Annotated in this window: 24 protein-coding genes and 1 pseudogene; 3 read left to right on the top strand and 22 right to left on the bottom strand. The window is 35.4% G+C overall.

The annotated features are described in order from the left end of the window. Positions 1–707 precede the first annotated feature (707 nt). Positions 708–809: pseudogene (locus QUF99_RS16030) on the bottom strand (LSm family protein); the annotation flags it as partial. Between the two features lie 250 nt (positions 810–1,059). Further along, positions 1,060–1,338, bottom strand: coding sequence for an AbrB/MazE/SpoVT family DNA-binding domain-containing protein (locus QUF99_RS16025; protein ID WP_289371260.1), 279 nt, complete (start codon positions 1,336–1,338; stop codon positions 1,060–1,062). Positions 1,339–1,781: 443 nt separating this feature from the next. Here QUF99_RS16025 and QUF99_RS16020 point away from each other — a divergent pair, with 443 nt between their 5' ends. Next, on the top strand, positions 1,782–2,795 hold the full coding sequence (locus tag QUF99_RS16020; RefSeq protein WP_289371259.1) for a D-alanyl-D-alanine carboxypeptidase family protein: 1,014 nt from the start codon (positions 1,782–1,784) through the stop codon (positions 2,793–2,795). 63 nt (positions 2,796–2,858) lie between these two features. Here the strand turns inward: QUF99_RS16020 and QUF99_RS16015 are convergent, their stop codons facing one another. Beyond that, on the bottom strand, positions 2,859–3,644 hold the full coding sequence (locus tag QUF99_RS16015; RefSeq protein WP_289371258.1) for a glycosyltransferase: 786 nt from the start codon (positions 3,642–3,644) through the stop codon (positions 2,859–2,861). Between the two features lie 379 nt (positions 3,645–4,023). Between QUF99_RS16015 and QUF99_RS16010 the strand changes: the two genes are divergently transcribed. Continuing rightward, entirely contained in the window at positions 4,024–4,839 is an 816-nt protein-coding gene (locus QUF99_RS16010; protein WP_289371257.1) for an alpha/beta fold hydrolase, read from the top strand. A gap of 130 nt (positions 4,840–4,969) precedes the next feature. On the opposite strand, the gene QUF99_RS16005 is transcribed toward QUF99_RS16010, so the two are convergent. Then, positions 4,970–5,506, bottom strand: a complete 537-nt coding sequence (locus tag QUF99_RS16005) for a GNAT family N-acetyltransferase (RefSeq protein ID WP_289371256.1) — start codon at positions 5,504–5,506, stop codon at positions 4,970–4,972. 115 nt (positions 5,507–5,621) lie between these two features. Then, positions 5,622–6,080, bottom strand: coding sequence for a DinB family protein (locus QUF99_RS16000; protein WP_289371255.1), 459 nt, complete (start codon positions 6,078–6,080; stop codon positions 5,622–5,624). A gap of 465 nt (positions 6,081–6,545) precedes the next feature. On the opposite strand from QUF99_RS16000, the gene QUF99_RS15995 reads away from it, so the two are divergent. Then, a complete protein-coding gene (locus QUF99_RS15995; RefSeq protein ID WP_289371254.1) occupies positions 6,546–6,773 on the top strand; it encodes a hypothetical protein in 228 nt (75 codons plus the stop codon). Positions 6,774–7,150: 377 nt separating this feature from the next. Here QUF99_RS15995 and QUF99_RS15990 read toward each other — a convergent pair whose 3' ends face one another. The 17 genes from QUF99_RS15990 to QUF99_RS15910 all read right to left on the bottom strand — a co-directional run bounded on the left by QUF99_RS15990 (position 7,151) and on the right by QUF99_RS15910 (position 26,176). Continuing rightward, entirely contained in the window at positions 7,151–7,531 is a 381-nt protein-coding gene (locus QUF99_RS15990; RefSeq protein WP_289371252.1) for a VOC family protein, read from the bottom strand. A gap of 398 nt (positions 7,532–7,929) precedes the next feature. After that, a complete protein-coding gene (locus QUF99_RS15985) occupies positions 7,930–9,138 on the bottom strand; it encodes an MFS transporter (protein WP_289371249.1) in 1,209 nt (402 codons plus the stop codon). A 512-nt stretch (positions 9,139–9,650) separates the two neighbouring features. Continuing rightward, positions 9,651–11,591 carry an AMP-binding protein gene (locus QUF99_RS15980; protein WP_289371248.1) on the bottom strand — a complete coding sequence of 647 codons (1,941 nt, stop codon included), beginning with the start codon at positions 11,589–11,591 and terminating at the stop codon, positions 9,651–9,653. Positions 11,592–11,639: 48 nt separating this feature from the next. Beyond that, positions 11,640–13,181 carry an acyl-CoA carboxylase subunit beta gene (locus QUF99_RS15975; protein ID WP_286125048.1) on the bottom strand — a complete coding sequence of 514 codons (1,542 nt, stop codon included), beginning with the start codon at positions 13,179–13,181 and terminating at the stop codon, positions 11,640–11,642. Positions 13,182–13,183: 2 nt separating this feature from the next. Further along, a complete protein-coding gene (locus tag QUF99_RS15970) occupies positions 13,184–13,972 on the bottom strand; it encodes an enoyl-CoA hydratase (RefSeq protein WP_289371247.1) in 789 nt (262 codons plus the stop codon). A gap of 4 nt (positions 13,973–13,976) precedes the next feature. Then, on the bottom strand, positions 13,977–14,888 hold the full coding sequence (locus QUF99_RS15965; RefSeq protein WP_289371246.1) for a hydroxymethylglutaryl-CoA lyase: 912 nt from the start codon (positions 14,886–14,888) through the stop codon (positions 13,977–13,979). Positions 14,889–14,910: 22 nt separating this feature from the next. Continuing rightward, the gene (locus tag QUF99_RS15960; protein ID WP_286125045.1) at positions 14,911–15,126 is read right to left on the bottom strand and encodes an acetyl-CoA carboxylase biotin carboxyl carrier protein subunit; all 216 of its coding nucleotides are present in this window, start codon (positions 15,124–15,126) and stop codon (positions 14,911–14,913) included. Positions 15,127–15,153: 27 nt separating this feature from the next. Then, positions 15,154–16,491, bottom strand: a complete 1,338-nt coding sequence (locus tag QUF99_RS15955) for an acetyl-CoA carboxylase biotin carboxylase subunit (RefSeq protein WP_289371244.1) — start codon at positions 16,489–16,491, stop codon at positions 15,154–15,156. A gap of 14 nt (positions 16,492–16,505) precedes the next feature. Then, on the bottom strand, positions 16,506–17,651 hold the full coding sequence (locus tag QUF99_RS15950) for an acyl-CoA dehydrogenase (protein WP_286125043.1): 1,146 nt from the start codon (positions 17,649–17,651) through the stop codon (positions 16,506–16,508). Between the two features lie 213 nt (positions 17,652–17,864). Next, positions 17,865–18,833, bottom strand: coding sequence for a YbgA family protein (locus QUF99_RS15945; RefSeq protein WP_289371242.1), 969 nt, complete (start codon positions 18,831–18,833; stop codon positions 17,865–17,867). Positions 18,834–18,837: 4 nt separating this feature from the next. Further along, positions 18,838–19,491: a TetR/AcrR family transcriptional regulator gene (locus QUF99_RS15940; RefSeq protein WP_289371241.1), complete on the bottom strand. Its 654-nt coding sequence runs from the start codon at positions 19,489–19,491 to the stop codon at positions 18,838–18,840. Between the two features lie 24 nt (positions 19,492–19,515). Beyond that, a complete protein-coding gene (locus tag QUF99_RS15935) occupies positions 19,516–20,535 on the bottom strand; it encodes an ABC transporter permease (RefSeq protein WP_289371240.1) in 1,020 nt (339 codons plus the stop codon). Beyond that, complete coding sequence (locus QUF99_RS15930; RefSeq protein WP_289371239.1) at positions 20,532–21,257, bottom strand: ABC transporter ATP-binding protein; 726 nt, start codon at positions 21,255–21,257, stop codon at positions 20,532–20,534. Before QUF99_RS15930 ends, QUF99_RS15935 begins: the two co-directional genes overlap by 4 nt. Before the next feature lie 686 nt (positions 21,258–21,943). Continuing rightward, a complete protein-coding gene (iscB, locus tag QUF99_RS15925) occupies positions 21,944–23,191 on the bottom strand; it encodes an RNA-guided endonuclease IscB (RefSeq protein WP_289371236.1) in 1,248 nt (415 codons plus the stop codon). Positions 23,192–23,540: 349 nt separating this feature from the next. Beyond that, positions 23,541–23,792 carry a hypothetical protein gene (locus QUF99_RS15920; protein ID WP_289371234.1) on the bottom strand — a complete coding sequence of 84 codons (252 nt, stop codon included), beginning with the start codon at positions 23,790–23,792 and terminating at the stop codon, positions 23,541–23,543. Positions 23,793–24,093: 301 nt separating this feature from the next. After that, the gene (gene rfbG / locus QUF99_RS15915; RefSeq protein ID WP_289371233.1) at positions 24,094–25,176 is read right to left on the bottom strand and encodes a CDP-glucose 4,6-dehydratase; all 1,083 of its coding nucleotides are present in this window, start codon (positions 25,174–25,176) and stop codon (positions 24,094–24,096) included. A 34-nt stretch (positions 25,177–25,210) separates the two neighbouring features. Then, positions 25,211–26,176, bottom strand: coding sequence for an NAD-dependent epimerase/dehydratase family protein (locus QUF99_RS15910; RefSeq protein ID WP_289371231.1), 966 nt, complete (start codon positions 26,174–26,176; stop codon positions 25,211–25,213). Between the last annotated feature and the right edge of the window lie 182 nt (positions 26,177–26,358).

The raw sequence follows: 26,358 nt of genomic DNA, 5'->3' as shown, positions 1-26,358 counted from the left end.
AGAGGTTTCTCAACCAGTGTATGATTGGTTTAATGATTTCTACATAAATCCAACGGATAGGCAAGTATATTAAAAGCATCCAAAGCCAGCGGGCAGGGTAAAACACAAGATAAATCCACATCCATCGGAGCCCTTTAAACAGAGTGTTTGCTGCAATTCTGCAGTAGTGTAGAACCAGAATAATAATCTCTTTATAAAACCAGCGTAGTCCATATCTCCATAATAAAAATAAAGGATAGTAAATTATATAGTATAAAAAAGGGTATAACAGATTAAACCAAAAAATACGGACAAGTGGAACTAGAACCTTATTCCAAGTATACATACACGCAGGAAATAGAACATAGAGACATAGCCAGCGAAAAGGAACATGAAATAGGTATTGCCAAATTGGCCTCAGGAGCGATCCCCAGAGATACTGAAGAATAGGATAAAACAATCTGTCCCATAGCCATTGAAACGGTAGGATGATTAAATAGGTCCCACTGAATTTTAAAATTTGAAGAGAAAGATAAACAGGGAAGTACAGAAGGAAAACGATACTTCGTAGCATATACTTCAGAGTTGATTTAATTTCTTGCAAAAAACTCACGTCCTAAGGTTAGATTATCTCCTATAACTTTATAAGATTTCGAAACACTGTGTCTAGCTTTCGGACGTAAGCCTTAATTCCTTTTACAGAAATACGCCCTTTAGGCCTCACAATAAACAATCCGACCAAGCATTCTTACACCATTTTTTAAGAATACCGTGACATCCTCTTTTTTCTCTTTCATTTGTTCATACAATTCTTCTTGTGAATTATTCATTGTTTTTTTCCCTCTTTATAATAATCGTACCATATTTAGATTAGAAGGAGTTATTTGCATCTATCCAAAAGAAATGTTTCATACGCCACTTATAATCAAAAAGACCCCCAAGACTCACCAGAATTAAATGTATACTATTGTTTGGTTATATATGTTTTATTAAATAATACGGTATGTGAAATTATTTAATATATACTAAAAAAGCTCCCTATATGTAGGAGCCTTTCGTTTTTGATTGTATCCTAATCTCTTATTTAACTTGGTATTGTTGCAACTGTTTAACCAGGTATTCTGCACCTTCTGGACTTACCGTAATCTTTCCATTTGCTAATGACATATTACGTTCTGAAATCTCACCTGTTACCACACAAGCCCCACCAGCTTGATACTTCTGCAAAACAATTGTTTCTTTATCTACAAAGATCTCTAATGATGATTTTTCTTTGAGGTCGAGAATATCTCTCAGTTCTTTTGGGATAACTACACGACCTAATCCATCTACTTTTCGAGTTATTCCTGTTGATTTCATTTAACTTCTTTCCCCCTTTTCATTATCTTTTGTACCCAATATAATTCTATTTTATTATAACAAGCTTTCATCGAATATGAAAAACATCACAATCCAGAAATTTGCTATCGGCATCACTATCTGTTTTTACCTTGTAAAGAGAAAACCGTGACATCCTCTTTTTTCTCTTTCATATCTCTTTTCAGTCTACAACTATTTTTTAATGTAGTGTAGCTCTTTCCGAGGACATATTTAATAAATCTATCTCCTGGAAAGAGCTGTTTTAAGATTCAAATTTCACTTTTTACCCTCATTGAAAGCACAAGGGGATCGTGTATAGATTTTATATACTCGTTATCTTAATGTTTTCCTTATAATTCTTTAGAAATTCTTTACCTTTTCTTTTCTCCTAATTAAAATATTAATTCTAAACTATTCATATAGATGTATAAGGGGGATAGCATATGCACTTTTTTAAGAAAACAATGATTCTTCTCATATCTTTTCTTATCACGGCCATTATTGTTTTTTATTTTTATTTCTATGTAAACGGACCTACAGTTAAAGCACAATCAGCTATTCTAATAGATGCAGCATCAGGAGAAATTGTATATAAAAAAAATGAGGATATCCCTCTTCCCTCGGTCAGTCTATCAAAAATGATGACAGAATATATTGTGTTAGAGCATATACATAAAGGTACGATAAAATGGGATGATCGTGTGAAAATCAGCGAAAATGCTTTACATACAGCAGGAGAAAACATCGATATAACAACCAGAGATCGTATAACAGTTCGTGACTTGTTTCATGCGATGCTACTTGCATCTGACAACATTGCGACAGTTTCCTTAGCAGAACATATTTCTAAAAATGAACAACGTTTTACAGGATTAATGAATGAAAAAGCGAAACAGCTACAATTATCTAGCGACTCTTATTTTATAAATGCAACTGGACTTACAAATGAACAAAATAAAGAATCCAAAATGACTGCTTTAGATGCCTCAAAATTAGCTCATCATGTAATAAAAGACTATCCATTCATATTGGAAATGACTCAATTAACCTCTTACAAATTCACTTTCAAAGATATACATGTTTTCAATACAAATAAAATGTTGTATTCACTTGATAAAAAAGTAAAGTTTAAAGGAGTCGAGGGTTTACAAACTAGCTTCACAAATGCTGCAGGATATAGTTTCACAGGAACAGCCAAACAAGGAAATAAAAGACTCATTTCTGTCGTGATGGGGACAAGCGGAGAAAATAGTATGTTTATTGAAACAAAAAAATTATTTACTTATGGATTCAAGCCTTCACAAAATCCTTCTCTTCAATCTTTAAAGGATTTTGTGGAATCATGGACATGCTTGCTTCAATTTAAAAATTTATTTTTGCAAATTATAACGTTTTTGGTCATTATATTAGGTTTGCTTTTCCTTCATACACGTATGAAAAATACAGAGGATTTTTAATTTAAAACTCTCTTTCATATACAAATAAACCGACTTGTATCTTCCGAAACGAGTCGGTTTATTTTATTTTTCTTTTTCTTTTTCTTTTTCTTTTTCTTTTTCATAATATAACTCGTCTGCATATTTCGTATTTGTTCCTTTCAAGTATGCAAAAATAATTTGTGGTCTCTTTAATAATGTCCAATCTCCATGTTCATCAAATTTTCTACAAGAAGTTGTCATATACGCTTTCTTTATAGTGGCAAACCTTTTACCACATGTTTTGCCATGCTTTTTTAACCGCATTGCAAACTCAGCGTCTTCAGCCATTAACATATTTTCGTTAAATCCGCCGATTGCATCAAAGTCTTTTTTATAGCACCAAAACATCCCGACTGATACTAGGCCGTATTTAAAAATAAGCGGGATAATTAATAGTAATCCTGATACAATGATTCCTAACGAAACACGTTCATACTTTCCACTAACTCCACCACCAATGTACTTTCCTGTTATCAAGTGCTGTTCTATTTCACTCAACATATTGCCACTCATCCAACTATCAGCATCTATTGTAACAATAATTTCCCCTCTGGCTACTTCCGCTCCAGCATTTCTGATTTTTGAAAGGTTTTTATTCTCATTTTGCAGTGTTACACAATGATACGATTTTGCGATTTCTTCCGTACGGTCATTACAGCGATTTAGTACAACAATGACTTCCACTTGATCTTTATACGGTGTTGATGCAGCTACAATTGAATCTAGGCACCTACCAATATACTTTTCTTCATTATGTGCAGGGATGATAATAGAAAACTTAACATGCTGTTCGCTGTCTATTCCGACAAAACAATCGTCTTTGTCCATATCTCATCTCTCCTATAACATTTTTCAAACAAATCCATCCCATTATATTTATAGCAAAGTTGTTATAGAACTCGCTAATTTTATTGTCCTAGACAATAAACATTGAAATTCATGATAATAACTACTCATCATTTCTTTATGTCTTCAAGCAAACCTTTTCCAATTAAATTAGCCTCAGTCTACTAATTCTCCTTTTTCATCTTTATTCCCCTTCTTTTCTACATAATTCATCACTCATATAAAATAGATATAAATAAAGGAATATGAAAATGAATCTAGAAAGTATGATGTGGCTGAATTAAGACGACGACTCTTAATAATCAACATCTATAATACGCTAGATTAGAATGAATGAATAATTATTTTAGGAGGAAAAATGATGTCAGAGTGCTTAATAAGGGATATAAAAATTAATTATGAAGTGTTTGGTTCAGGGAAGCCCATAATTATGATCCATGGCTTCTCTCCTGATTCAAGATTAATGATAGGTTGTATGGAACCAATTTTTAAAGAACGAGAAGGATTTAAAAGAATTTATCTTGATCTTCCAGGTATGGGGAAAACAAAAAATTATCAAAGTATTAAAAACTCTAATGACATGTTAGAAATTGTTATCGACTTTATTGAAGCAATCATACCAAACCAATCTTTTTTAGTTGTCGGTGAATCGTATGGCAGCTATTTAGCACGAGGCATTATTGCAAAAAGTAAAGAAAAGATAGCTGGTGCTGCTTTTATTTGTCCAATGATTATCCCTGAGATGGGTAAAAGAAACCTTCCTGAACATTTAATTATTTTTAAAGATGAAAACTTTTTAGAGAAGCTAAATAAAGAAGAAAGAGATGCTTTCAGTTCTAATTCGGTAGTACTTAATGAGTATACTTGGCAACGGTATAAAAATGAAATTTTAATTGGCTGTGAAATAGCTGATGAAAATTTTTTATCCAAAATTAAAGAGAAATATAGTTTTACTTTTGAAATAGATAATATATTATTTGAATCCCCAAGTGTTTTTCTTTTAGGAAAACAGGATTACGTCGTAGGATATAAGGATGCTTTTGAGTTACTAGATAAATATCCCCGGGCTACATTTGCAGTTTTGGACAAGGCCGGACATAATTTACAAATTGAACAACAAACATTATTTAATTCTTTAATAAACGAATGGTTAGATAGGGTTACAGAAAATAAATAACTTTGTAATCTAAATGATATATTATTCTGTATATTAAAAGAGGATATAGACACTTACAACGAACATACTATCCTCTTTTAATTTTAGTATGATTCTTCCTTTTTCTATATAATCAATTGATGCCTTCTTATTAACCTTGTTTTTTATCCAACCATTCATTTTCCAATATGCTCATTTCCCATAAACTCCAATATTCACTCCCTATTTTTCTCGCATCTCGTTGCAATCCCTCTTTTACAAACCCTACCTTTTCATAGCATGTAATAGCAGACGTATTAAAATCAAATACACCAAGACTTACTCTATGCAATTTCAATTCTTCAAACGCTACTTTAAGCACTTCTTCTATCATTTCTTTCCCGATTGATTTCCCTCTCATACTCGTATCACCAACTAATACTTTACCAATTCTTGCGGAACGATTTACTCTATCGATTTTTCCAAGTGATATATGTCCTATGACTTTTCCAGTTTCTTTGTAGATAACTTTATAAACGAAAGTATTTGCCTCATTATGGTTCGCATTTTCCATATAATTTTCTAATTGTTGATCTTGTAATGGAAACGTAAACGCTGGTCCTCCCCATTGTAATAAAAATTTTTCCGAATCAATCCATTCAATAAGCTGTGTAAAATCTTTTCTTTCAAAAAATTCGAGTTGAATCATCGTATATTTCTCCTTTTATTACTTTTTAAATGAAAATTCACACTACACACTTCATTTTTGTTCCAGGATTGTAATTAAATAAGGCTGTACACTGTACAGCCTTATTCTTATTTCGTTACTTTTCCGCTTCTACAATACGTTTCATTGCCTTCATTTGACCGATATGGTCCGCTTCATGGTACAGCATCATACCGTAAAGCTCACCTACCGTTTCCAATCCTAAGAACGGCTCCGAAAGCTTCTTTTCAAATGATTCTGCCGGAATTACTTTAATGCGCTGTGCTTGTTCTTGTAATTGGGACATTAACACTTCTAATGAAGGACCTTCTGTTTTCCATTCAGATGGTCTTGTGCCAAATCCGAAAAGGCTCGGATACTCGCTTGGCAAATGCTTAAACTCTTTGCCAAACATGAACGACTCTGCCGCAGTTAACACGTGACCGATATGCCAGCGAATTGTGTTGTTGAAGCCCTCCGGCTGCTTATCCGCAGTTTTAGTATCCAACGTTTGCATAAATTTAACTAATGCCCCACGAGTTAATTCAAATTGTTTTAAACCTACCGTTTTATTCATTCTATCGTTTCCTTTCTTATGCACTTTTTATTTTAATGTACCAGAAACAATCACGAAATACACCTAAAAGCTTAACGGAATGTTACATTATTGACGACAGATGACAAAAAATATTACAGGTTCTGTACGCTAAGGCTGAAATTCTTGATACACAAGGGACCTCAATATAAGAACCGAAAACGACCGTTTATTGAAATCCCTTTATTTCTACTCAAATAAAAAAATACTACTAGAATCCAGTTCCAAAACTCATTCCTAAAAACATTAGAAAACGTTTTCAGAAACTCTTAGCGTACGAAATTCGTGCTTTGTTGGCAGAATCTCATATATTTTTTCTTTATCAAACAAATAGTACAAGCCTCTTTCTATTATATTACATATTCTACTAATAGAATCCATTCTTACAACATACTTTATCAATGTGGATGACAGAATAATTTTTAGAAAAGGTAGGTACAAATACAAATGATTCGTTTCCTAATTAGTATTGAATTTTGGATGACAACTATCATCATTATTATTCTTTCTTTTTGCTTAGGAAAAGGTAATTTCTTTGATGGGTTTAATGAATTAGCAAATATAAAACAGAACTTAGATTGGTATATTTGGGCATACGTAATTTATAGACTACATCATCATCATAATCTTTTAAAAACAATAAAAGGTGAAGACGAAAAGGAAAAAGAGTCCTAATTATTCAAGACTCTTTTCTTAATTTCATAAATATAAACTTTACTATATTAGTTTACATTCAAATCCCTGAAAATATTAACCTCAAGCCAAGTCTCCTGATATCCTTAAATTTAGTGAAAAAAGTATACATTCAAAACACTGTAAACATATAGGTTAGAAAACTCATGAACAAAAAAATACATCTCATTGATGTCCAAGCCATCTGTAGATTTTGAATAAAGTTTGACCAAAAAATTTACGTAAACTTGCATTTTACGACAAAATTAAAGAATCCATTTTGAAAAAAGATTTATCAAAATGGATTCCTCAATACTGTCACTAAACATCAAAACGACTAAAATTCATTTTGATGTTTGTTTCTTCTTTAATTTTGTGATTTACTTTTTTTCCATGACTGCAAAGTAATTTTTTTCATTATCAGCAAAGTTAAATACTCTACCAGAAGGCATGCTTACAATTTCTCCGACTGTGATTTTTTTATCCGAAAAGTCTTTATATAACTTATCGAGATTTTCCGAGAAAAACATCATCGAAGGTGTATTAAGATTTAATTCAGGTTGCATTTTAGCAATTAATTCCTTATTGTGGAGAATGATACTCGTTCCTGCTTCCTTTGTTGGAGCAATTTCAATCCATCTAAATCCTTGGCCGTTATCTTCTTCAGAAACTACACTAAACCCTACTTTTTCTGTCCAAAATTGCAATGCCTCATCTTGGTTATTTACATATAGCATAATTTGACCGACTTTATTAATCATTTGCTTCTCTCCCTTTCTTCTAGTTCAGTTAATATTGATTTTTTCTTTTAAACATTTCATTATGCTTTAGCATTAACATCATATAACTGCTTAATGATTATATCAAATGTAAGGCCTAAACAATTTTTTCATGGTTCAATTTATAATCTTCCTTGAAGATGAACAAATAAAGTTAAGTAACTACAATTGTTTGTTTTAAAAATCTGCTCCGTTAGCCATATATGTTGATCTATTTGTTCTTCTTTTTAATAGATATGACAATAATTCCTCTAAAATAAACATGTATATTGGAGGATAGTTTTTTGTTATTGTCTAAAGTTTGAGAAACTTATGTTTTCAAATTTATGGAAACAAAAAAAGAAGCGGGATTTATTTACCGCTTCTTTTTTTATATTTTTCTATACTTGTTCTGTTTTCACATGCATATGCTGCTTTCGAGAACGCTTTTGCCAAACAATAGTAGTTAATAAAGTCACTATTAAGAGGATGAGACCTAGCATGAAAGGATAGATAATTTGAACATCGTATAACATACCAGCAAGTGTTGGTCCTAACACATTTCCAATACTCATATACGCATTATTCATACCCATGGCGAAACCTTGTTCTTCACCAGCCATCTTAGAGATTAGGGTGTTCAACACCGGGCGAAGTATAGACGTTGCAAGGAATATTAACAGAGTTACCCCAAAGAACACCCCATAGCTAGAAGCAAATAGCGAAAGAAGGAAGCCAATCGCTGCTACTCCTAAAAAGATATTTAAAACAGTTCCTTCTCCAAAACGTCGAACGACACGGTCAACAACAAAAAGCTGTACAATGACACTAATAATACCAGTAGATGTAATCATAAGTGCAATTTGCTGAGGAGCTGCCCCAAACTGATTATCGACAAAAAGGCCAAGTACTGATTCATATGCCATTAAACCGAAACTCATCACAAGTGTAATAACGAGTGGAATGAAATATGGCATTTGAACAGAGCGAACTATTTTTCTAGCCATTGACTCGTCTTCTTTTGGCATATCCATTGCTACGGAAGTCTGCTTTGTTCCGCTTTCCTCAAGAACAACAATAGAAAATACTACAGCAATAAGTGATACAATCGCAGAAATCAAAAATGGTATTTTCAAACCAAAATCTGCTAGAAACCCGCCAATTCCAGGTCCTATGACAATTCCAAGTGACATAGAAGCTGATACAAAACTATTCCCTTTTGCTCGTTGATCGAACGTAGTAATATCTGCTACATACGCAAAAATAGCTGGTATAAGTAATGCTGCTCCAATTCCTCCAATAACACGAGAAGCATACAGCCACCAAATGGAATCAAAACCATAAAAAACAAACATGGAAATCGTTAAGCCTGTCAGTCCATATATAATCATCTTTCTACGGCCATATTGATCCGCCCATTTCCCCGCAATTGGAGAAAAGATGAGTTGAGCTCCTGCGAAGATAGCAATCATTAAACCTGCAGCTGTTCCTCCTTGATTAATAGACTCTAAGTATGCTGGTAAGATTGGAATAATAATTCCGAAGCTTCCAATTGCAATAAACATATTGATCATCAAAATGATCATCTTTTTACGTTGTTCTGTTGACATATGGAACAGCCTCCCTTTCTTTATGAAATTTTAAAATGACAGCATGTTTGCCATTATCCATTCACATTATAAAATATTTTGACACGATCTCTACGTTATAATGAGACCTGCATATTTGTCAACGAGAAAGAAAGGATTCCTCAATTTATCTTCTGCAGCTGAGCCTCATAATTTATCCCGCATTAACGGGCAGTAATACCCCGACCTCAAGATTCTAAGGAAACCAAAGAAGATAGGTGGGGGATAAACTGTCCGTAAAAGCCCGATTGGTGAGGGCTAATAATCAGTGTGGGATGAAGAAACCCTCCACTGATTAAAGTTTCACTTTATCTATCATAATACCGTCCGCTCGCCTTCAAGTTTAGATGCAGTTTTTTCCTAAATTCGAATGAAAGGAGCCATTTTTATAAATGACTCCTTTCCAAACACAGGCACTAAGCTTGTCCTATTCTATATCGATTCTCAAAAAGATAAAAAGCGAACTCTTTTTATAAAGAGTTCGCTTCATCCGTTTATATTTGTTGAGATTGTAATCCTTGAATATATGTGACAACTTCTGGATTAACTAGAGAAGATAAATCTCCTAATTCTTTTCCTAAGTATGCCGCTTTAATTACTCGTCTCATTACCTTAGAATTACGCGTCTTCGGTAAATCTTCTACGACGTGAACGTCTTTTGGACATAACGCTTTCCCAATATGAGAATTTACTAGACCCATTAATTCTTTTTTAAGTTCAGGTGTAAATGATGTGCCTTCGCGTAAAACCACAAAGCAGTGACATACTTCCCCTTTTACTTCATCGGGCACACCAATTGCAGCTGCTTCTACTACATCATTGTGTTTTACAAGAATAGATTCATATTCAGCTGGACCAATTCGTTTTCCTGCGATATTTAACGTATCATCAGAACGACCTGTAATAATGTATTGCTCTCCATCGTAGATGACCCAATCACCATGCACCCATTTATTTTCAAAACGAGACCAATATGTATTTACATACCGCTCGTCATCTTCCCAGAAACTTTTTGTCATTCCAACCCATGGTTTTTCTAAACATAGCTCGCCAACTTCATCTCGAATTGGCACACCTTTTTCATCTAATACAACAGCTGCCATTCCTGGTAATGATGCGTTAAAACTAATTGGTGCAATTGGTTTAATAAGAACGTTTCCAAATATACCACCGGAAATTTCCGTTCCTCCTGAATAGTTACAAATTGGCACTTTTCCTTTTCCAACCGTCTCAAAAAGCCACATCCATGGGTCTGGGTTCCATGGCTCTCCTGTTGATGCGAAAACTTCTAAACTTTGCAGAGAATGTTTTTTTACAAAGTCATCACCTTTTGCCATTAATGCCCGAATTAATGTAGGCGAAATACCCAGATGTGTAATTTGGTATCGATCAACCGTTTCCCATAACCGATCAGCTTCTGGATAATCAGGTACCCCTTCATACATTACCATTGTTGCGCCGTTTACAAGAGAGCCAAACAGTAAAAACGGCCCCATCATCCAGCCCATATCTGTAACCCATAACACACGGTCACCTTGTTTAATATTCATGCCAAATCCCGCATCAAATGCTGCTTTTAACGGAAAACCAGCATGCGTGTGTACAGTTCCTTTTGGTTTTCCAGTTGTTCCTGATGTATAGATTAACATAAGGGGATCATCGCTTTTCATTTCTTCTGCATGCGTAAATGGTTTCTCTTTTTCCAGCGTACTCCATGAAAGATCATAATGATGAGGTGTAAAATCATTTCCTGCATGACGAACGATTACAACCTTTTCAACAGATGGGCAATGCTCACATGCTTTATCAACCTCATCTTTTAAAGAAACGATTTTACCACGGCGTGAAAACCCATCTGCTGTAATAATCATTTTTGATCCTGCGGCTTGTACACGTGTCATGACTGCATCTGCCGCAAATCCTGAGAAAATCGGGGAAATAATCGCACCAATTTTCATAACTGCTAGCATAGCAACAACCGTTTCTGGAATCATTGGCATGTAAATTGTTACACGGTCACCTTTTTCAATTCCAGACTGCTTCAATCCATTGGCGACGCGGCTTACCCAAAGATCAAGTTCTTCATATGTGAACGACTTTGTCGTTCCATTCTCCCCTTCATACATTAATGCAGGTTGTTTTCTTGTTTCTTCGTCTGCAAGCCAGCGAGATAAAACAGATTCTACAACATTACATGTTCCTTCAGTATACCACTGTGCAAATGGAGTACCGTTCTCTAAATCCAATACTTCTGTATACGGTTTCATCCATTGATAGCCGACGGCACGTTCCGCTTCCCCCCAAAACCAGGCAGTGTCTTCAATTGATTTTTTGTAAAATGTTTCATAGTCTTCGTATCCAAGCGCTGTCATCCATTCATATAAGCGTGTTTTTTCTTTATATTCTTCAGTTGGAAACCAAACGGCTTGTTTCAATGTTTTTCCCTCCCTATTTTTCAAACAAGAAAGCCCTATAAAGGGCTTTTATACTGGATAAACTGGATGTTTTCGATCTGTAAATACTTGATATTTACTCATATACATATCAAAACGTTTCTTTAGCTCTTCTCTCAAATCATTTGGATGAACAATACCGTCAATGACCATTTCTGATGCAAGACGATAAATATCAATGTCTTGTTTGTATTCTTCGCGTTTTTCTGCAATAAAGCTTGCACGCTCTTCTTCTGGCAAAGCGGCGATTTTATTCGCATAAACGGCATTTACGGCAGCTTCTGGTCCCATAACAGCAATAGAAGCTGTCGGCAATGCTAAGCAGCAATCCGGCTCAAATGCAGGGCCTGCCATCGCATATAAACCGGCACCGTAAGCTTTTCTTACAACTATGGAAATTTTCGGTACTGTCGCTTCACTCATTGCGGAAATCATTTTAGCACCGTGACGAATAATACCTGCACGCTCTACCTTTGTACCAATCATAAATCCAGGTACATCCGCAAGGAATAGTAACGGAATATGATATGCATCACATAAATTAATAAACTTTGCCGCTTTATCAGCAGAATCGTGGAATAATACGCCGCCTTTCATACGCGGCTGATTTGCAATAATACCGACTGGCTTTCCATTGATACGTCCTAATCCTGTAATTAGTTCTTGAGCAAATAATTTTTTCACTTCAAAGAAAGAGCCTTCATCAATAATACGGTTAATAAGATCTTTCATATTGAAAGGAGCATTTTGATTTTCTGGTATGATCTGTTCTAATGTTTTTTCAAATTGTTTCGGTTCTTGTGGTTCAATCGTAGGAGCATTTTCTAAATAGTTACTTGGGAAGTAGGATATATATTGTCTCGCCCCTGCAATTGCTTCTTCTTCCGTTTTACATAGAACATCACCGCATCCTGATACGGAGCAATGCATACGGGCACCGCCCATTTCTTCAAGCGTTACTTTTTCACCAATGACCATTTCAGCCATACGCGGTGAACCTAAATACATCGATGCATTTCCTTCGACCATCATGACAACGTCACAGAAAGCAGGAATATAAGCACCACCAGCTGCCGATGGACCAAATAATAAACAAATTTGCGGCACTTTACCTGATAACTTTACTTGGTTATAAAAAATACGTCCTGCACCGCGGCGACCTGGGAACATTTCAACTTGATCTGTAATACGCGCACCAGCGGAATCGACAAGATAAAAGAGAGGTACTCGTAATTTTTCTGCTGTTTCTTGAATACGTAAGATTTTCTCAACTGTACGTGAACCCCATGATCCAGCTTTTACTGTCGAATCATTTGCCATTACACATACAGTGCGTCCATGTACTTTACCAGTAGCTGTTACAACACCATCAGCTGGTAATCCTGTTTGTTCACAATTTGCAAATAAGGCATCTTCAACATATTCACCATTATCAAATAAAAGAGCGAGTCTATCACGAACAAAGATTTTTCCTTTTGCTTTATTTTGCTCGTGATACTTCGGTGCACCGCCTTGTTTAATTTCTTCAACACGTTCTTCAAACGTACGAGATTGCTGTTTCTGATCTAGCACAACTACTCCCCCTTATAAATTGGCTTACGTTTTTCTTGAAATGCTTGTAACCCTTCAAGACGATCTTTCGTATGAATCACACCTTCATACGCCTGTTTTTCCATTTGTAATCCAGTATGTAAATCAGCTTGTATCCCGTTTGTAATTGCTTCTTTTGCAAACCGAACAGCAATTGGACCATTGCTAGCAATTCGCTCTGCAATTTCAATTGTTTTTTCTTCTAGCATGTCAGAAGGAACGACATATTCAACCAATCCATAATCCTTTGCCTCAGCTGCAGAAATTCTACGTGCTGTGTAAATTAATTCCTTCGCTCTACCAACGCCGATAAGACGTGGAAGACGCTGTGTACCACCAGCTCCTGGGATAATCGCAAGCGACGTTTCTGTTAAGCCAAGACTTGCCTTTTCGGAAGCAAGTCGAAAATCACATGCTAAACTTAACTCCGTTCCACCACCAAGTGCGATTCCGTTAATGGCAGCAATTACAGGCTGTGACAATTGTTCGATCATATCCATCGTTGACCGAATCATCCCAACGGCGTGACGTACTTGTTCTTCATTCATATTGGCACGTTCTTTTAAATCCGCACCAGCACAAAATGCTTTTTCACCAGCTCCTGTTAAAATTACAACGCGGACATCATTTTCTTCATTTATGTTGCTTAATATGGCTTGTAATTCTTCTAAAAGTGCAAGAGATAGTGAGTTTGCTTGACGTTCACGATTTAAAGTTAGTTTTACGATATGTGCTGTTACATAGTCGACTGAAATATTTTGTAGTTTTAGCATTTTATCACCTACTTATTGTTTTATGTTGGAGTGCACGATACACATTACTTGGCAATGGAATATTCAGCTTACTTTGAATAAATTGACTCGCCTGTAGTAATTTTTCTTCATCTATATTTGTTTGTACACCCATTTGATGGAGCATATGCACTAAATCGTCAGTCGCAACATTTCCTGATGCTCCCGGTGCATAGGGACAACCACCAAGACCACCACATGAACTATCAAATGTCGTTACGCCGCATTCTAATGATTTGACAACATTAGCAAGTGCCATGCCGTACGTATTATGAAAATGCATCGCAAATTGAGAAGCATCATATTTTCTAAGTAAATGTTCCAATATACGCTCCACTTGTGCAGGATTGGCAACACCAATTGTATCCCCTAGTGAGACTTCATAAATGCCATATGAGAAGAGTTGATTACATAACTCATCGACAGCATCAATACTAACGTCTCCTTCATAAGGGCACCCAAATACAGTAGATACATAACCTCTTACTCTTTTACCCGCAAAATGTGCTTGTTTTGTAATATCTTGAATAACAGATAGCGCTTCTGTAATAGACTTATTTATGTTGCTTTTATTATGAGCTTCACTCGCTGATAAAAAAACATTCACCTCATCTACAGGCTGCAAAAGAGCTCGTTCCAAACCATTTTGATTTGGAACAAGCGCAGCATATGTAACATCTGGTTTCCGCTCTAACTCTGCAAACACATCGCTTGCATCAGCTAAAGCAGGAACCCATTTCGGGTGAACGAAAGAGGAAACTTCAATATAAGAAAGACCCGCTTCTGAAAGTAAATGAATCCATTTCACTTTATCTTTTGTGTCAACAATTTTCTTTTCATTTTGCAAACCATCACGTGGTCCCACTTCTTTAATGACAGCAAAAGTAGGTAGCTTCAATTCATTTCACCCCTTCTTCTCCCTATTCAACCTCTACTAATACATCTCCCTCATTAACAAAATCGCCTTCTTGCACATTAATTTTCATGACTGTCCCAGCTTCTTCTGATACAATCGGAATTTCCATTTTCATAGATTCCAAAATGACGACATCCTGCTCTTCCTCTACTGTATCTCCTACTCCTACAACAATTTTCCAAACATTTCCTGCCATCGATGCATACACTTTCGTCATCATTTATTCCCCCTTTAATATTCATAAACCTTATTTTTTTACAAGCTGTTTTGTAACAAAACCTGTTGTGTAAATACCACCTTGGAACACTTCATCTTCTAACACTTGTAGAAGCATCGGTGTATTTGTTTTAATACCTTCTACTTTTAATTCCCTAAGCGCATCTTGCAGCTTAGCAATTGCTTCTTCACGCGTTTCTCCATGAGCGATTACTTTCGCAATCATTGGATCGTAAAATGGTGTGATTGTTACATTGTCTTCTAAAAAGTGGTCAATCCGAACGGTAGCTGGAAGTGATAGTCCCGTAATCTTCCCTGGAGATGGAAAAAATGTTTTTGGGTCTTCTGCATAAATACGTGCTTCAATGGCATGACCACTACGGTTTACTTCAGCTTGCGTAAATGCAAGTTTCTCCCCTGATGCAATAAAAAGTTGCTGCTCTACTAAGTCAAGGCCTGTAATTTCTTCTGTGACTGGATGTTCCACTTGTAATCTCGTATTCATTTCTAAGAAATAAAAGTTTTTCTCATCATCAACGAGAAACTCAACTGTACCTGCATTTGTATAGCCAAGCGCTTTTGCCGCTTGTACTGCAACTTCTCCCATTGCCTTACGCGTTTCTTCATCTAGAAATGGGGACGGTGCTTCTTCAATTACCTTTTGATTTCGGCGCTGCACAGAACATTCACGTTCCCATAAATACACTGTGTTTCCATGTGTATCTGCAAGAAGCTGAATTTCGATATGATGCGCATCTGCGATATATCGCTCTAAATACATTTCACCATTACCAAAAAAGTTTTGTGCCCGTGTTTTATTACTTTCAAACGCTTTGGTGAGCGTTTGCTCAGTTTCCATCAATTGCATTCCAATGCCTCCGCCGCCAGCGGATGCCTTCAGCATTAATGGATAACCAATTTGATTTGCAATTTCAATTGCTTCTTGAGCAGTTTCAATGTTTGATGTAATTCCTGGTACAACTGGAACATTTGCTTCTTGCATTGCGTGGCGAGATTCAATCTTACTCCCCATTCTGGCAATGACTTCTTCAGACGGACCGATAAATACAATTCCTTCTTCCTTACAGCGAATCGCAAAGGAAGGATTTTCTGATAATAATCCATAACCAGGATGAATTGCTTCAGCATTCGTTTTCTTGGCGATTTCAATAATCTTTTCGAGATTTAAATAACTCTCTTGAACACGTGGTCCGCCTACTACATAAGCTTCATTCGCAAGCTTTACATGAAGCGCGTTTTCATCTGCTTCTGAGTAAATTGCGACAGTACGAATGCCAAGTTTTTGACACGTTTTTATAATCCGAACTGCAATTTCACCGCGATTGGCAATCAATATTTTTTGAAACATAGTGAGTCCCCCTTTTATCTACAACCTAAATGTCTTGCAATTACGAGACGTTGAATTTCAGAAGTACCTTCACCAATTTCTAAAAGCTTCGCATCACGAATATGGCGCTCTACTTCATATTCGCGCATATAGCCATATCCACCATGAATTTGCACCGCTTGATTGGAAATACGACTTGCTGCTTCTGACGCAAAGAGTTTTGCCATTGCTGCTTCTTTTCCAAACGGTTTATCATGATCTTTTAACCAAGCTGCTTTATGTACTAGATTACGTGCTAATTCCACTTCAGTTGCCATATCAGCCAATTTAAATTGAATCGCCTGGAAATTAGAAATCGGTCGACCAAATTGTTGGCGTTCCTTCGCATATTGAAGTGCACGTTCAAACGCGGATTGTGCAATTCCGACAGCTAATGCCGCAATCGAAATACGACCACCATCAAGCGTATATAAAAATTGCTTAAATCCTTTATTCACATCACCAAGAATGTTCTCCTTTGGAACACGCACACTATCAAGTACGATTTCACATGTGTTTGAAGCACGAACGCCCATTTTATCGTACGGACTTGTAATCGTTAAACCTTCACTATTTGTCGGTACTATAAAAGCAGAGATACGTTTTTTACCATTTTCTTCAACACCATTGACAGCGGTTACAATGATTGTATTTGCATACTCAGCATTTGTAATCCAACATTTCTCACCACTAATTACATACTCATCACCATCTAAAATGGCTTTCGTTTGTGTACCACCTGCATCAGACCCTGCATTCGGTTCTGTTAAACCAAAAGCGCCGAGCGTTTTTCCTGATGCCATCGGAACTAAATATTTTTGTTTTTGTTCTTCTGTACCAAAGTAATAGATTGGCGAAGCACCTAGTGAGATTGTTGCGGCATAGCTTAATCCTGTCCCACCACAAGCTCGTCCAATTTCTTCAACCGCTAACGCGTACGATAATGTATCGCCGCCAGATCCACCATATTCTTCTGGGAATGGGATTCCTAATAAGCCTAGTTCGCCCATCTTTTGAAATGTTTCATATGGGAATTCTGCTGTTTTGTCATAATACACAGCTTTTGGAGCGATTTCCTTTTCAGCAAAGTCGCGTACCATTTCTTTGATCATTTGTTTTTCTCTAGTAAGAGTAAATTCCATTCCGCCACACCCCTTATCGAATTTCGGATTTCGACAGCGTGCGAGTCTGTACTACAAACATTACATGTCTAAAGCGCGACTATTAGTTAGATAATTTCTATAATTCTGTCATAATTTAATTTTAAAACAGATTCTGTACTCATGCACAAAAAAATTCCTACATTGTTCTACAACAACATAGGAATAAAAAAGTCGAATTATGTAGTTTTTTGTTTAATAATCTCTTCCTTTTCCAGAATCTGAAATTTCTACTAGTGCTTCTGGATACGGTTCAAAGTATGTCTGTCGCAATAAATAGTCTTCTTCAAACCGAAGAGCCCATGATTTTAAAAGCGCAAGCAAATTACTAAGTGGAATTTTTTTCTCCACATATTTATGAAGGAGTGATAAAAAATGTTCCTTTTCTTCTTCTTTTAAATCCTTTTTAAAGTATCCAAAAATATGCTGACATACGTTTACATTTGATGTATAGCGGGGTGTACGCTCTAATAATTCACATAATGTTTTCTCATAGTTTTCAAATACTTCCTCATGGGGAGCCTTTGCTAGATTTGCAATTATGCGGCCCAATTCTTTTTGTTTTGTCTGATTATATGCCATAAATAAATACTTGTGATCCGATTGAAAGGAAACAAGCTCTTCCATACTTTTATTTTCCTTTAATGTTTTAAAATGAGCAATTGTAAACAATCTTGTAAAGAAATGTTCACGAATAATAAAATTCGACAATCTACCTTCTTCTTCCACTGCAACGTGCGAAAATTTTTCTAAAACAGTACCACCAAACAGGCCAGCACCTTTTCCTTTTGCTGGTGCTTTTTCAAATCCTGTATAAATTTTCACATCTCTAGTCCCGCAGCTTGGAGAACGATTTTTTAGGATAAACCCATCTACATCAGGTAATGAAGAAAGAAACTCCTCAGAAAAATGTTTCATTTTCTCTGTCACATCTTCTTTTGTTGAAGGCTGCACTAGTTTTTGAACACCATCTTCCTCTACAATCCGAATTGTCTCACGCGGAATGCCTAAACCAATTTCTACTTCAGGACAAACCGGAATAAATGTAACAAAAGGCTGTAAATTCCGAATCGTAAGGTCAGGGATTTTGTCACCGTTATAACGACATGCTTCAAATTCTAAACACTTACTTACAACAACTATTGGTGTTGCAAATTGTCTCATCCAATTACCTCCGAGGCGTTAATCCGTACAATATAAATTGAATGGTATGTTCTATTTCCGCTTCATCATCCCACTTTTCTTCAGGTAAAAGTAAAAATCGCGTTAAGATAAATCCTAAAACAGAAGATAATGTAAAACGTAATACAGTAGGTGTGGGTACTTCCATAATTTGTCCCTGTTTTTGAAAATGTACGACGATCTTTTCAAATCGTGAAAAAATTTCTTTCGCTAACAACTGTTGAATTTCATTTTTTAACTCAGGTTGAAATGGCACTTCTTGCATTAAAATTTTCAACATAGGAAAATGCGTTTTCGCAAAAGCAAAACGATTACGAATCGCTGCACGTAAAAAGTCTTCATAAGATTCATACGTGTCTTCAAATATCTCTTTCGCAAAAGATTGTACAAAAAATGGTGCAGCAAATTTCGTTAAAGTTGGCATCACAACTGCAAATAGTAAATCTTTTTTTGTTTTATAGTAGCGGAAGATGGTTCCTTCCGCTACGCCAGCACGCTTTGCAATTTCACTCGTTGAAGTCGATGCATAGCCTTTTTCTCCAAACATATCAACCGCCGCTTCTAATATACGCATTTGCCGTTCATTACGTTTGTCTGTATCAGTAGCAGCGATTAATTCTTCTAGCCAATCTTCTTTCATTTAAAAAGCTCCTTTTTGTATCTATTATATTCTGCGATGTTTTTTCAAAGCAAATACATTTCCAACTACAAATAAAACTGCAAAAAGAAGTAGGATTCCAAGATCACTTGCAATTTCACTAAACCCTTGGTTACGAATCATCACTTGCCTCATTGCATCAGCACCATATGTGAGTGGGAATAACTTCCCAAGTGTTTGTAGCCACTTATTCATAGATTCAATTGGAAATAAACCAGAAAAGAAAATTTGCGGAACAATGACAAGCGGGATAAACTGAATCATTTGGAATTCATTATTTGCGTATGCTGATAAAAATGTTCCTAGCGTTAATGCAGTTAATGAGAGCATACATGTAATCAACAACGTAAGCCACAGTGATCCCGCAACATATAAATCAAGAATATAGACAGAAAAGCTTACAATTAAAACAGATTGTAAAAATGCAAATATACCAAACCCAATAATATACCCGGCAACAATTTCCCAGCGCCGCACTGGAGTTGATAACAATCTTTCTAGCGTTCCGCTTAACCGCTCACGTACAAAGGATACACCTGATAAAATAAAGACAAAGAAAAATGTAAAAAATCCAATTAATACTGGACCTAGTCCATCAAACATCGAAAAATCCGCTGAGCCATGTAAATAATCAACTTCAGGTTTCATTGCTGTCATTTCTTTTTTCTCAGTACTCTTTTGTAGTACTTGTAATACTGCACGATTTTTTGAAGAGTCACTGCCTTCTAACGTTACTTTCATTTTCCCATTTTCTAGAGTGAGTGTGGCATCTATTTGTTGATCTTCCAGTTTAGTATGTGCTTTTTCTTTATCATACTCATAAATCGTAGCATCTTGTTTTTTCATAGATTCGGCAATAGGAGAAGGTACATCTACCAATGCAATATACGGTTTATAATCTCCTTGTGTAAATACAAGCGATAGTAGCCACAGAAGTAACATCGGTGCCCCAAACATCATCGCAAGCGACCGTTTATCTCGGAAAAATTGACGAATAATACGGAGGACAACACCACCTACTCTCATAATTCAATCGCTCCTTCCAGTAAAAAAACATCTTCAATCCGTCCTGATGAAGTTCGTTTCTTTAACTCATTTGGTGTACCTGTTGCAATTAACTTTCCCTCTCGAATTAAACCTAGACGTTCACAAAATTCAGCTTCGTCCATTATATGTGTTGTCACAATAATCGTTGTTCCTTGTTTTTTTAACTCATAAAACTTTTCCCAAATTGATTTTCGCAGTACAGGATCAATCCCAACAGTTGGCTCATCTAAAATTAAAAGTTTCGGTTCATGCAAAAGTGCCATTGCAAGCGATAAACGCTTCTTCATACCACCTGAAAAATGCTGTACTTGCTTTTTCATATGCTGGGAAAGCTGAACTAAAGCGAAAACTTCTTCGATTCTCTTTTTCTTATGCTTGCCTTTCAAACCATACATCGTTGCCATAAAATCTGCGTTTTCATAAGCTGATAGTTCTTCATAAAGAGCATCCGCTTGCGCCATATAACCAATTCGCTTCATCCCAATTAAGTTAGGCATTTTTGTTTGTAAAGCTGTTACACTCCCTGTCGTTGCCTCGCTAATACCAGCAATCATTTTAATAAGGGTTGTTTTACCTGAACCAGAAGGACCTACTAAACCAAAAATCTCTGCTTCCGCTACATTCAGTGAAATGTGATGAAGCACTTCTTTTTTTCCAAAACGCTTTGATACATCATGTAAAATTACAGCAGATTGATACAAAAGAAACCTCCTCCTTCTATAAAAAATGAGTGAGTACTCACTTTATTTTTGCACTTGAAATACTATATGTCAATTTTTATTTTTCGCATACTTTGTCTATTGGATAAAATGGAAATTGCGCAAAAATAAAACTAGCATCCTAATGAAGAAGATTTGTGTAAAATGAACGAGGAAGTAATCATACAAATATCTTTTAGTATCCTTAGGCTTCTCATCCTATATTGGTACATAAAACAAACAATAACTTTTATTGTAGGAGTATGGAAAAGTATAAGTAAAAAGAGTCTACGAATAAATATAATTCTCTTCGTAGACTCTTTTTCTATTTACTTTAATAAATGATTTTATTTCTTGTTTTTATATATTCTTTTTATTTTAACTATTAATACAGTACATGAAATTATATAATTTCTAATGTAAATAACCTTTATCTTTCAACACGAGCATATGTCATTTGATTTTCCTTCTTGCGCGGGTATTCCTCTTCCAAGAATTCTTTTTTATATGATACATCCCTTGGTTCACATCCAAAACATTAAATAAGTATATATCACAATTAAAAAAAACTGTCTAAGACTTTCTTAGACAGTTTTTTAACGTACTTCCCGAAAGAAGTCCCCATCTTCAAGCGCGTGACGGGCGATAGCCAAGCGATAAGGTGGGGATGAATTTCGATTAGGCATCGCCTAACTGACTTGTAAGAATAACCAATTATGATTGTGGTGCATACATTCAATATCCGATATATTCACTTGTTTATAAGATTTAGCAGGATTTTGTATATAATGGCCGTCCAAATCTTGCACATACACCATCTTCCCTGTAAATCCTGTCACGAATCCTATTTGTCCAAACGCTTTCACCTTATCACCTAGATACATTGTGCCTACGTACGGTGTATTTTTATTATTTCTTTTCGCTGTTCTATTTTTCATTTTTCTTCCTTTTCTTGCCGTTGCTTCATGAAGAGAACGCTTTTTCTTTCTAAATTGTTTGATGCGAAACTCACCACTTTGCTGATATTCTTGTAATTGTTTCGGATTGGTAATCGCAATGGCATCGTTATAGTGTGTTTTTGATAATCTTAATTCTTTTCGCTTCGGTGTTGTGTAACTGCCATACGTGATCTCACAATCTAAACGCTTCATGATTTGAAGCCGCAAAATATTCATAAAGGCGGTCTCTTTATACTGTTTTGGTTCCTTAAAAACGTGCTTAATTTTTCCTTGATGGAATTTTTCATGGCAATCTTCATGTACTGTCACGAGGTTCTCTGCCATATCTGAACCACCCTTATGTCGCTCAATTATATGGTGCGTGTGCAAAATGCCACCTTTTTTCTTACAGATTTGACATGTATAATGGTCTCTCGCAAACACATAGTATCTTATATTCCAAAAGCCAAATGCGTCTCCTTGTTGATATTCTTTCCCTTGTATATCAGGGTTCTTTAGTTTTTGTACATCAAACTTGCCGACTTCTACAATGACTTTTGGAGAAGGTAATAGTAATTTGAATGTTTCAATCCAATGAATGATGTTATCGGTTCGGCTTTGAATCGATGGGGGAAGCCAGCCATCTTTCTTTTTTCGATTGAGAAAGCGCGCTTTTCGGTAACGGGTTTTACGTTGTCTTCTGCTTCTACGTAGTGTGGCTCTAAGCTTGAGATTTTCTTTGACATCTTGACGCAATTCAATGGTTCCTTTCGCTAGTACTTTTTCCTCTGTTGTAATTGCGATCCCCACATATTTTGCACCGCTATCGACACCGATTGTAACAGGTTGTACTGTTTCACCAGTCGCATATTGCAATTGAATGGTAAACGGTGTGTAACCTATAATTTTTGCTTTCCCTTGTTTGAGAAGAAGCCGTGCCTTACGAGTACTGCAAGGCATGAGCGGTTCTCCTCGTAAATTCTTGACAAATACACGCATGTTTTGTCCCTCCTAAGAGTTTGTTTCCCTTCGCCAATGTTTGTAGGTGTTAGCAACTTCTTATGAAAGAAGGCTTGTGGTTGACCGTTCCTTCCCAACCAGAACTGTTACAGAGCCACCATAGAGCCAAAAACCAGGGAATCATTCTTGGGTATGCAACCTACGAACGTAGTCTACAAAAGGCTGAGACTAGACAACCAGGGCTTTTTACAAGCCCCCACTTCAAAACGCGTTAGCGTTTAAGTGGTGGGTAGTTGACTTACATGTTTACACAAATGCTTTTGTTTCTAACAGTACTTCAATAAAAATACATACACTTTACTCTTCATTTTCATATGATTTCAATACATTAGTTCTTTATATCTAAATAATTTTTTATGATGGCAATATCTAAAGAATATTCCAGAATGAGATGCTGTATGGGTAAAATGACCTTTTCAGGATATAAATCTGCATTTTTCAAAGTCTCTGTATATTTTTCTAACCTTTTTTCTAAGTACTTTAACACTTGTTCTGGATTATTAACTAATAAACATTGTCTGTAATAATTGATTTGTTCTTCAATAGAAATATATTCATCTATTTCAAATTCTTTTCGCATAGGGGATTCTCCTTTATATATTTTTTATGTTGTTAAACCATTTACATTTCAATTGGCTAAAAACTGATTATTTTAATTATTACTACTATACCAAGATCGACGAGTCAAAATTTGTTAGTTTATGTAACGCTGAGCGAATTTAACATAATTGTAATGAATACTTGTATTTTTTAGGATGGAAAGTTGACTAACATACATAATATAAAGCTGTTTGAAAGCTTGAGGTTTCATTAGTAAACCAAATAGCCACCAATGTATATTGATGACTACTTTAAGCTATAAAAATCTCTCTTCTCTTTGTTTAACAGTTACAATATTTTTTAATTTGATTGACACATATCTCTCTAACATTTGTATTCTTATTATAAATCTTATACCATTCTACTGTGCTCTCTAATGCTTGTTGAAGGGACCACTTTGGCTCCCAATTAAGTTTAAATTTAGATTTACTAATATCAAGATTCAATAATGTAGCCTCATGTAATTCTCCCTGTTGTACATTTGATTCTATCCAATTTCCTGATCCCCAAATCTTTATCATCCGAGTAACAATTTCTTCTACAGTAACGATGCTACTTGGTTTTGGACCAAAATTCCATGCTCCTGAAAAATGAGTCCCTTCTTTCAAAATTTTTTCCGTTAGAAGTAAATAACCACTTAAAGGTTCCAGTACATGTTGCCAGGGTCTTACGGTATTGGGATTTCTAATAATAATTTCTTTATTTGTTTCCAATGCTCGTATACAATCGGGAATAATTCTGTCTACTGACCAATCCCCCCCACCAATTACATTACCAGCTCTAACACTAGCAATTACCTTTTGATGGTGCTCATATTTTTTTTCTTGAAAGTAGGAATTTCGGTAAGAAGAAACTAAAAGTTCACAGCACCCTTTGCTAGAACTATATGGATCATGCCCGCCCATAGGGTCATTTTCCCGGTATCCCCAAACCCATTCCTTATTCTCATAACATTTGTCACTTGTAACCATAATTCCAACTTTAACTGATTCATGTAATCTGATTGCTTCCAATACATTCATCGTTCCCATAACATTTACTTCATACGTATATTTTGGATGATGATATGAATATTTAACAAGTGATTGTGCAGCCAAATGAAATACAATTTCAGGTTTATATTGACTAAAAACTTCATTCAACTTATTAAAATCTCTAATATCTCCGCGAATATCAATCATTTCATTTTGGATATTCGTTAAAACAAAATTATCATTTTTATTTTCAGGATCCAAAGAATATCCAATAACGGTCGCTCCCAATTCTTTCAGCCATATCGATAACCAAGAACCCTTGAAGCCTGTGTGACCTGTAATTAAAACCCTCTTTCCTTTAAATACATTATTAAAGCCATTGTTTAACAAGTGATTCACACCTTTTGACTGTAATTTTCTATTTTTATACATTTGGATACAAATGCTTATTATGTTTATACCAATTAATAGTTCTGATTATCCCTTCTTCAATAGCTATTTTCGGCTCCCAGGAAAGCATCTTTTTAGCTTTATTAATATTTGGTTTAGGAACCCACCTTTCGTTGTCTCTATACGGCAATACACCATAATTCGGTTTTTTATCTGTCTGCAAGTATTTAAAGAGTAATTCCACATAGTACTTTAATGGATAGATTTCACCACTTCCAATATTAAAAATATCATTCTGCACAGATTCCTTTTCAACTGCTAACATACAAACATCTATGATATTTTCAACATAGCAGTAATCCCTCAATTGATTACATAACGTTAAATTTACGTCTTTCTTGTGCAATACATGTAAAATGATATGGCAAAATAACTTATGTGGTTCTTCACCTTCACCAAATATCCCAAAAGGTCTGAGAGTTATAATATTAATATTATTTTCAGAGGCAATTTGATGAGCTATTATTGTGGCCGATGCTTTACTACTTCCATAAATATCTACAGGTGTTAATACCATATTTTCATGAATCAGTTCTGTCTTATTTCCATATTCCGAGCTACTTCCAATATTAATAATTTTTTTGCAATCTACTAGTTTTGCAGCCTGAATGATATTAATGGTACCTATAACATTCGTTTCAACAGCACTCATGTAGTCTGTATTAGATGAATTTACTCCATATGCCGCAAGATGAAAAATGTAATCTGGATTAAATTTTTTTATGGCATTTTGAACTTGCATTTTATCTCGTATATCTATCTTATATAGTTCAATACTTCTCAATACTTCTTTAAGGCGCCAAGGATTTGATGTTTCTCTTGTTAAAACAGCTACTTTTGCCTGTTGTTTTAATAATCTCTGTACTAAATGGGAACCAACAAATCCGTATCCACCCGTAACAATTACCTTTTTATCTTTAAAAGGGGCAGTCGTCAACATTTAATTTCATCCTTTTTCCACACCTATTTAATTACCCTCAAACTAAGCATGCGAGAAAATAACAATCTCATTTGTGAATTTTTTTGTATAAAATATAAAGTGAAACTTTGAGGTGGGGAGTATTACTGCCCGCGAATAGCGGGATAAACTATACGATTGAATTGAAAATTATTATTTTTCTC

Origin of the sequence: Bacillus sp. DX4.1, from assembly GCF_030348195.1 — a bacterium.
Lineage (GTDB): Bacteria > Bacillota > Bacilli > Bacillales > Bacillaceae_G > Bacillus_A.
This window is presented reverse-complemented; position numbering and strand designations above follow the sequence as displayed.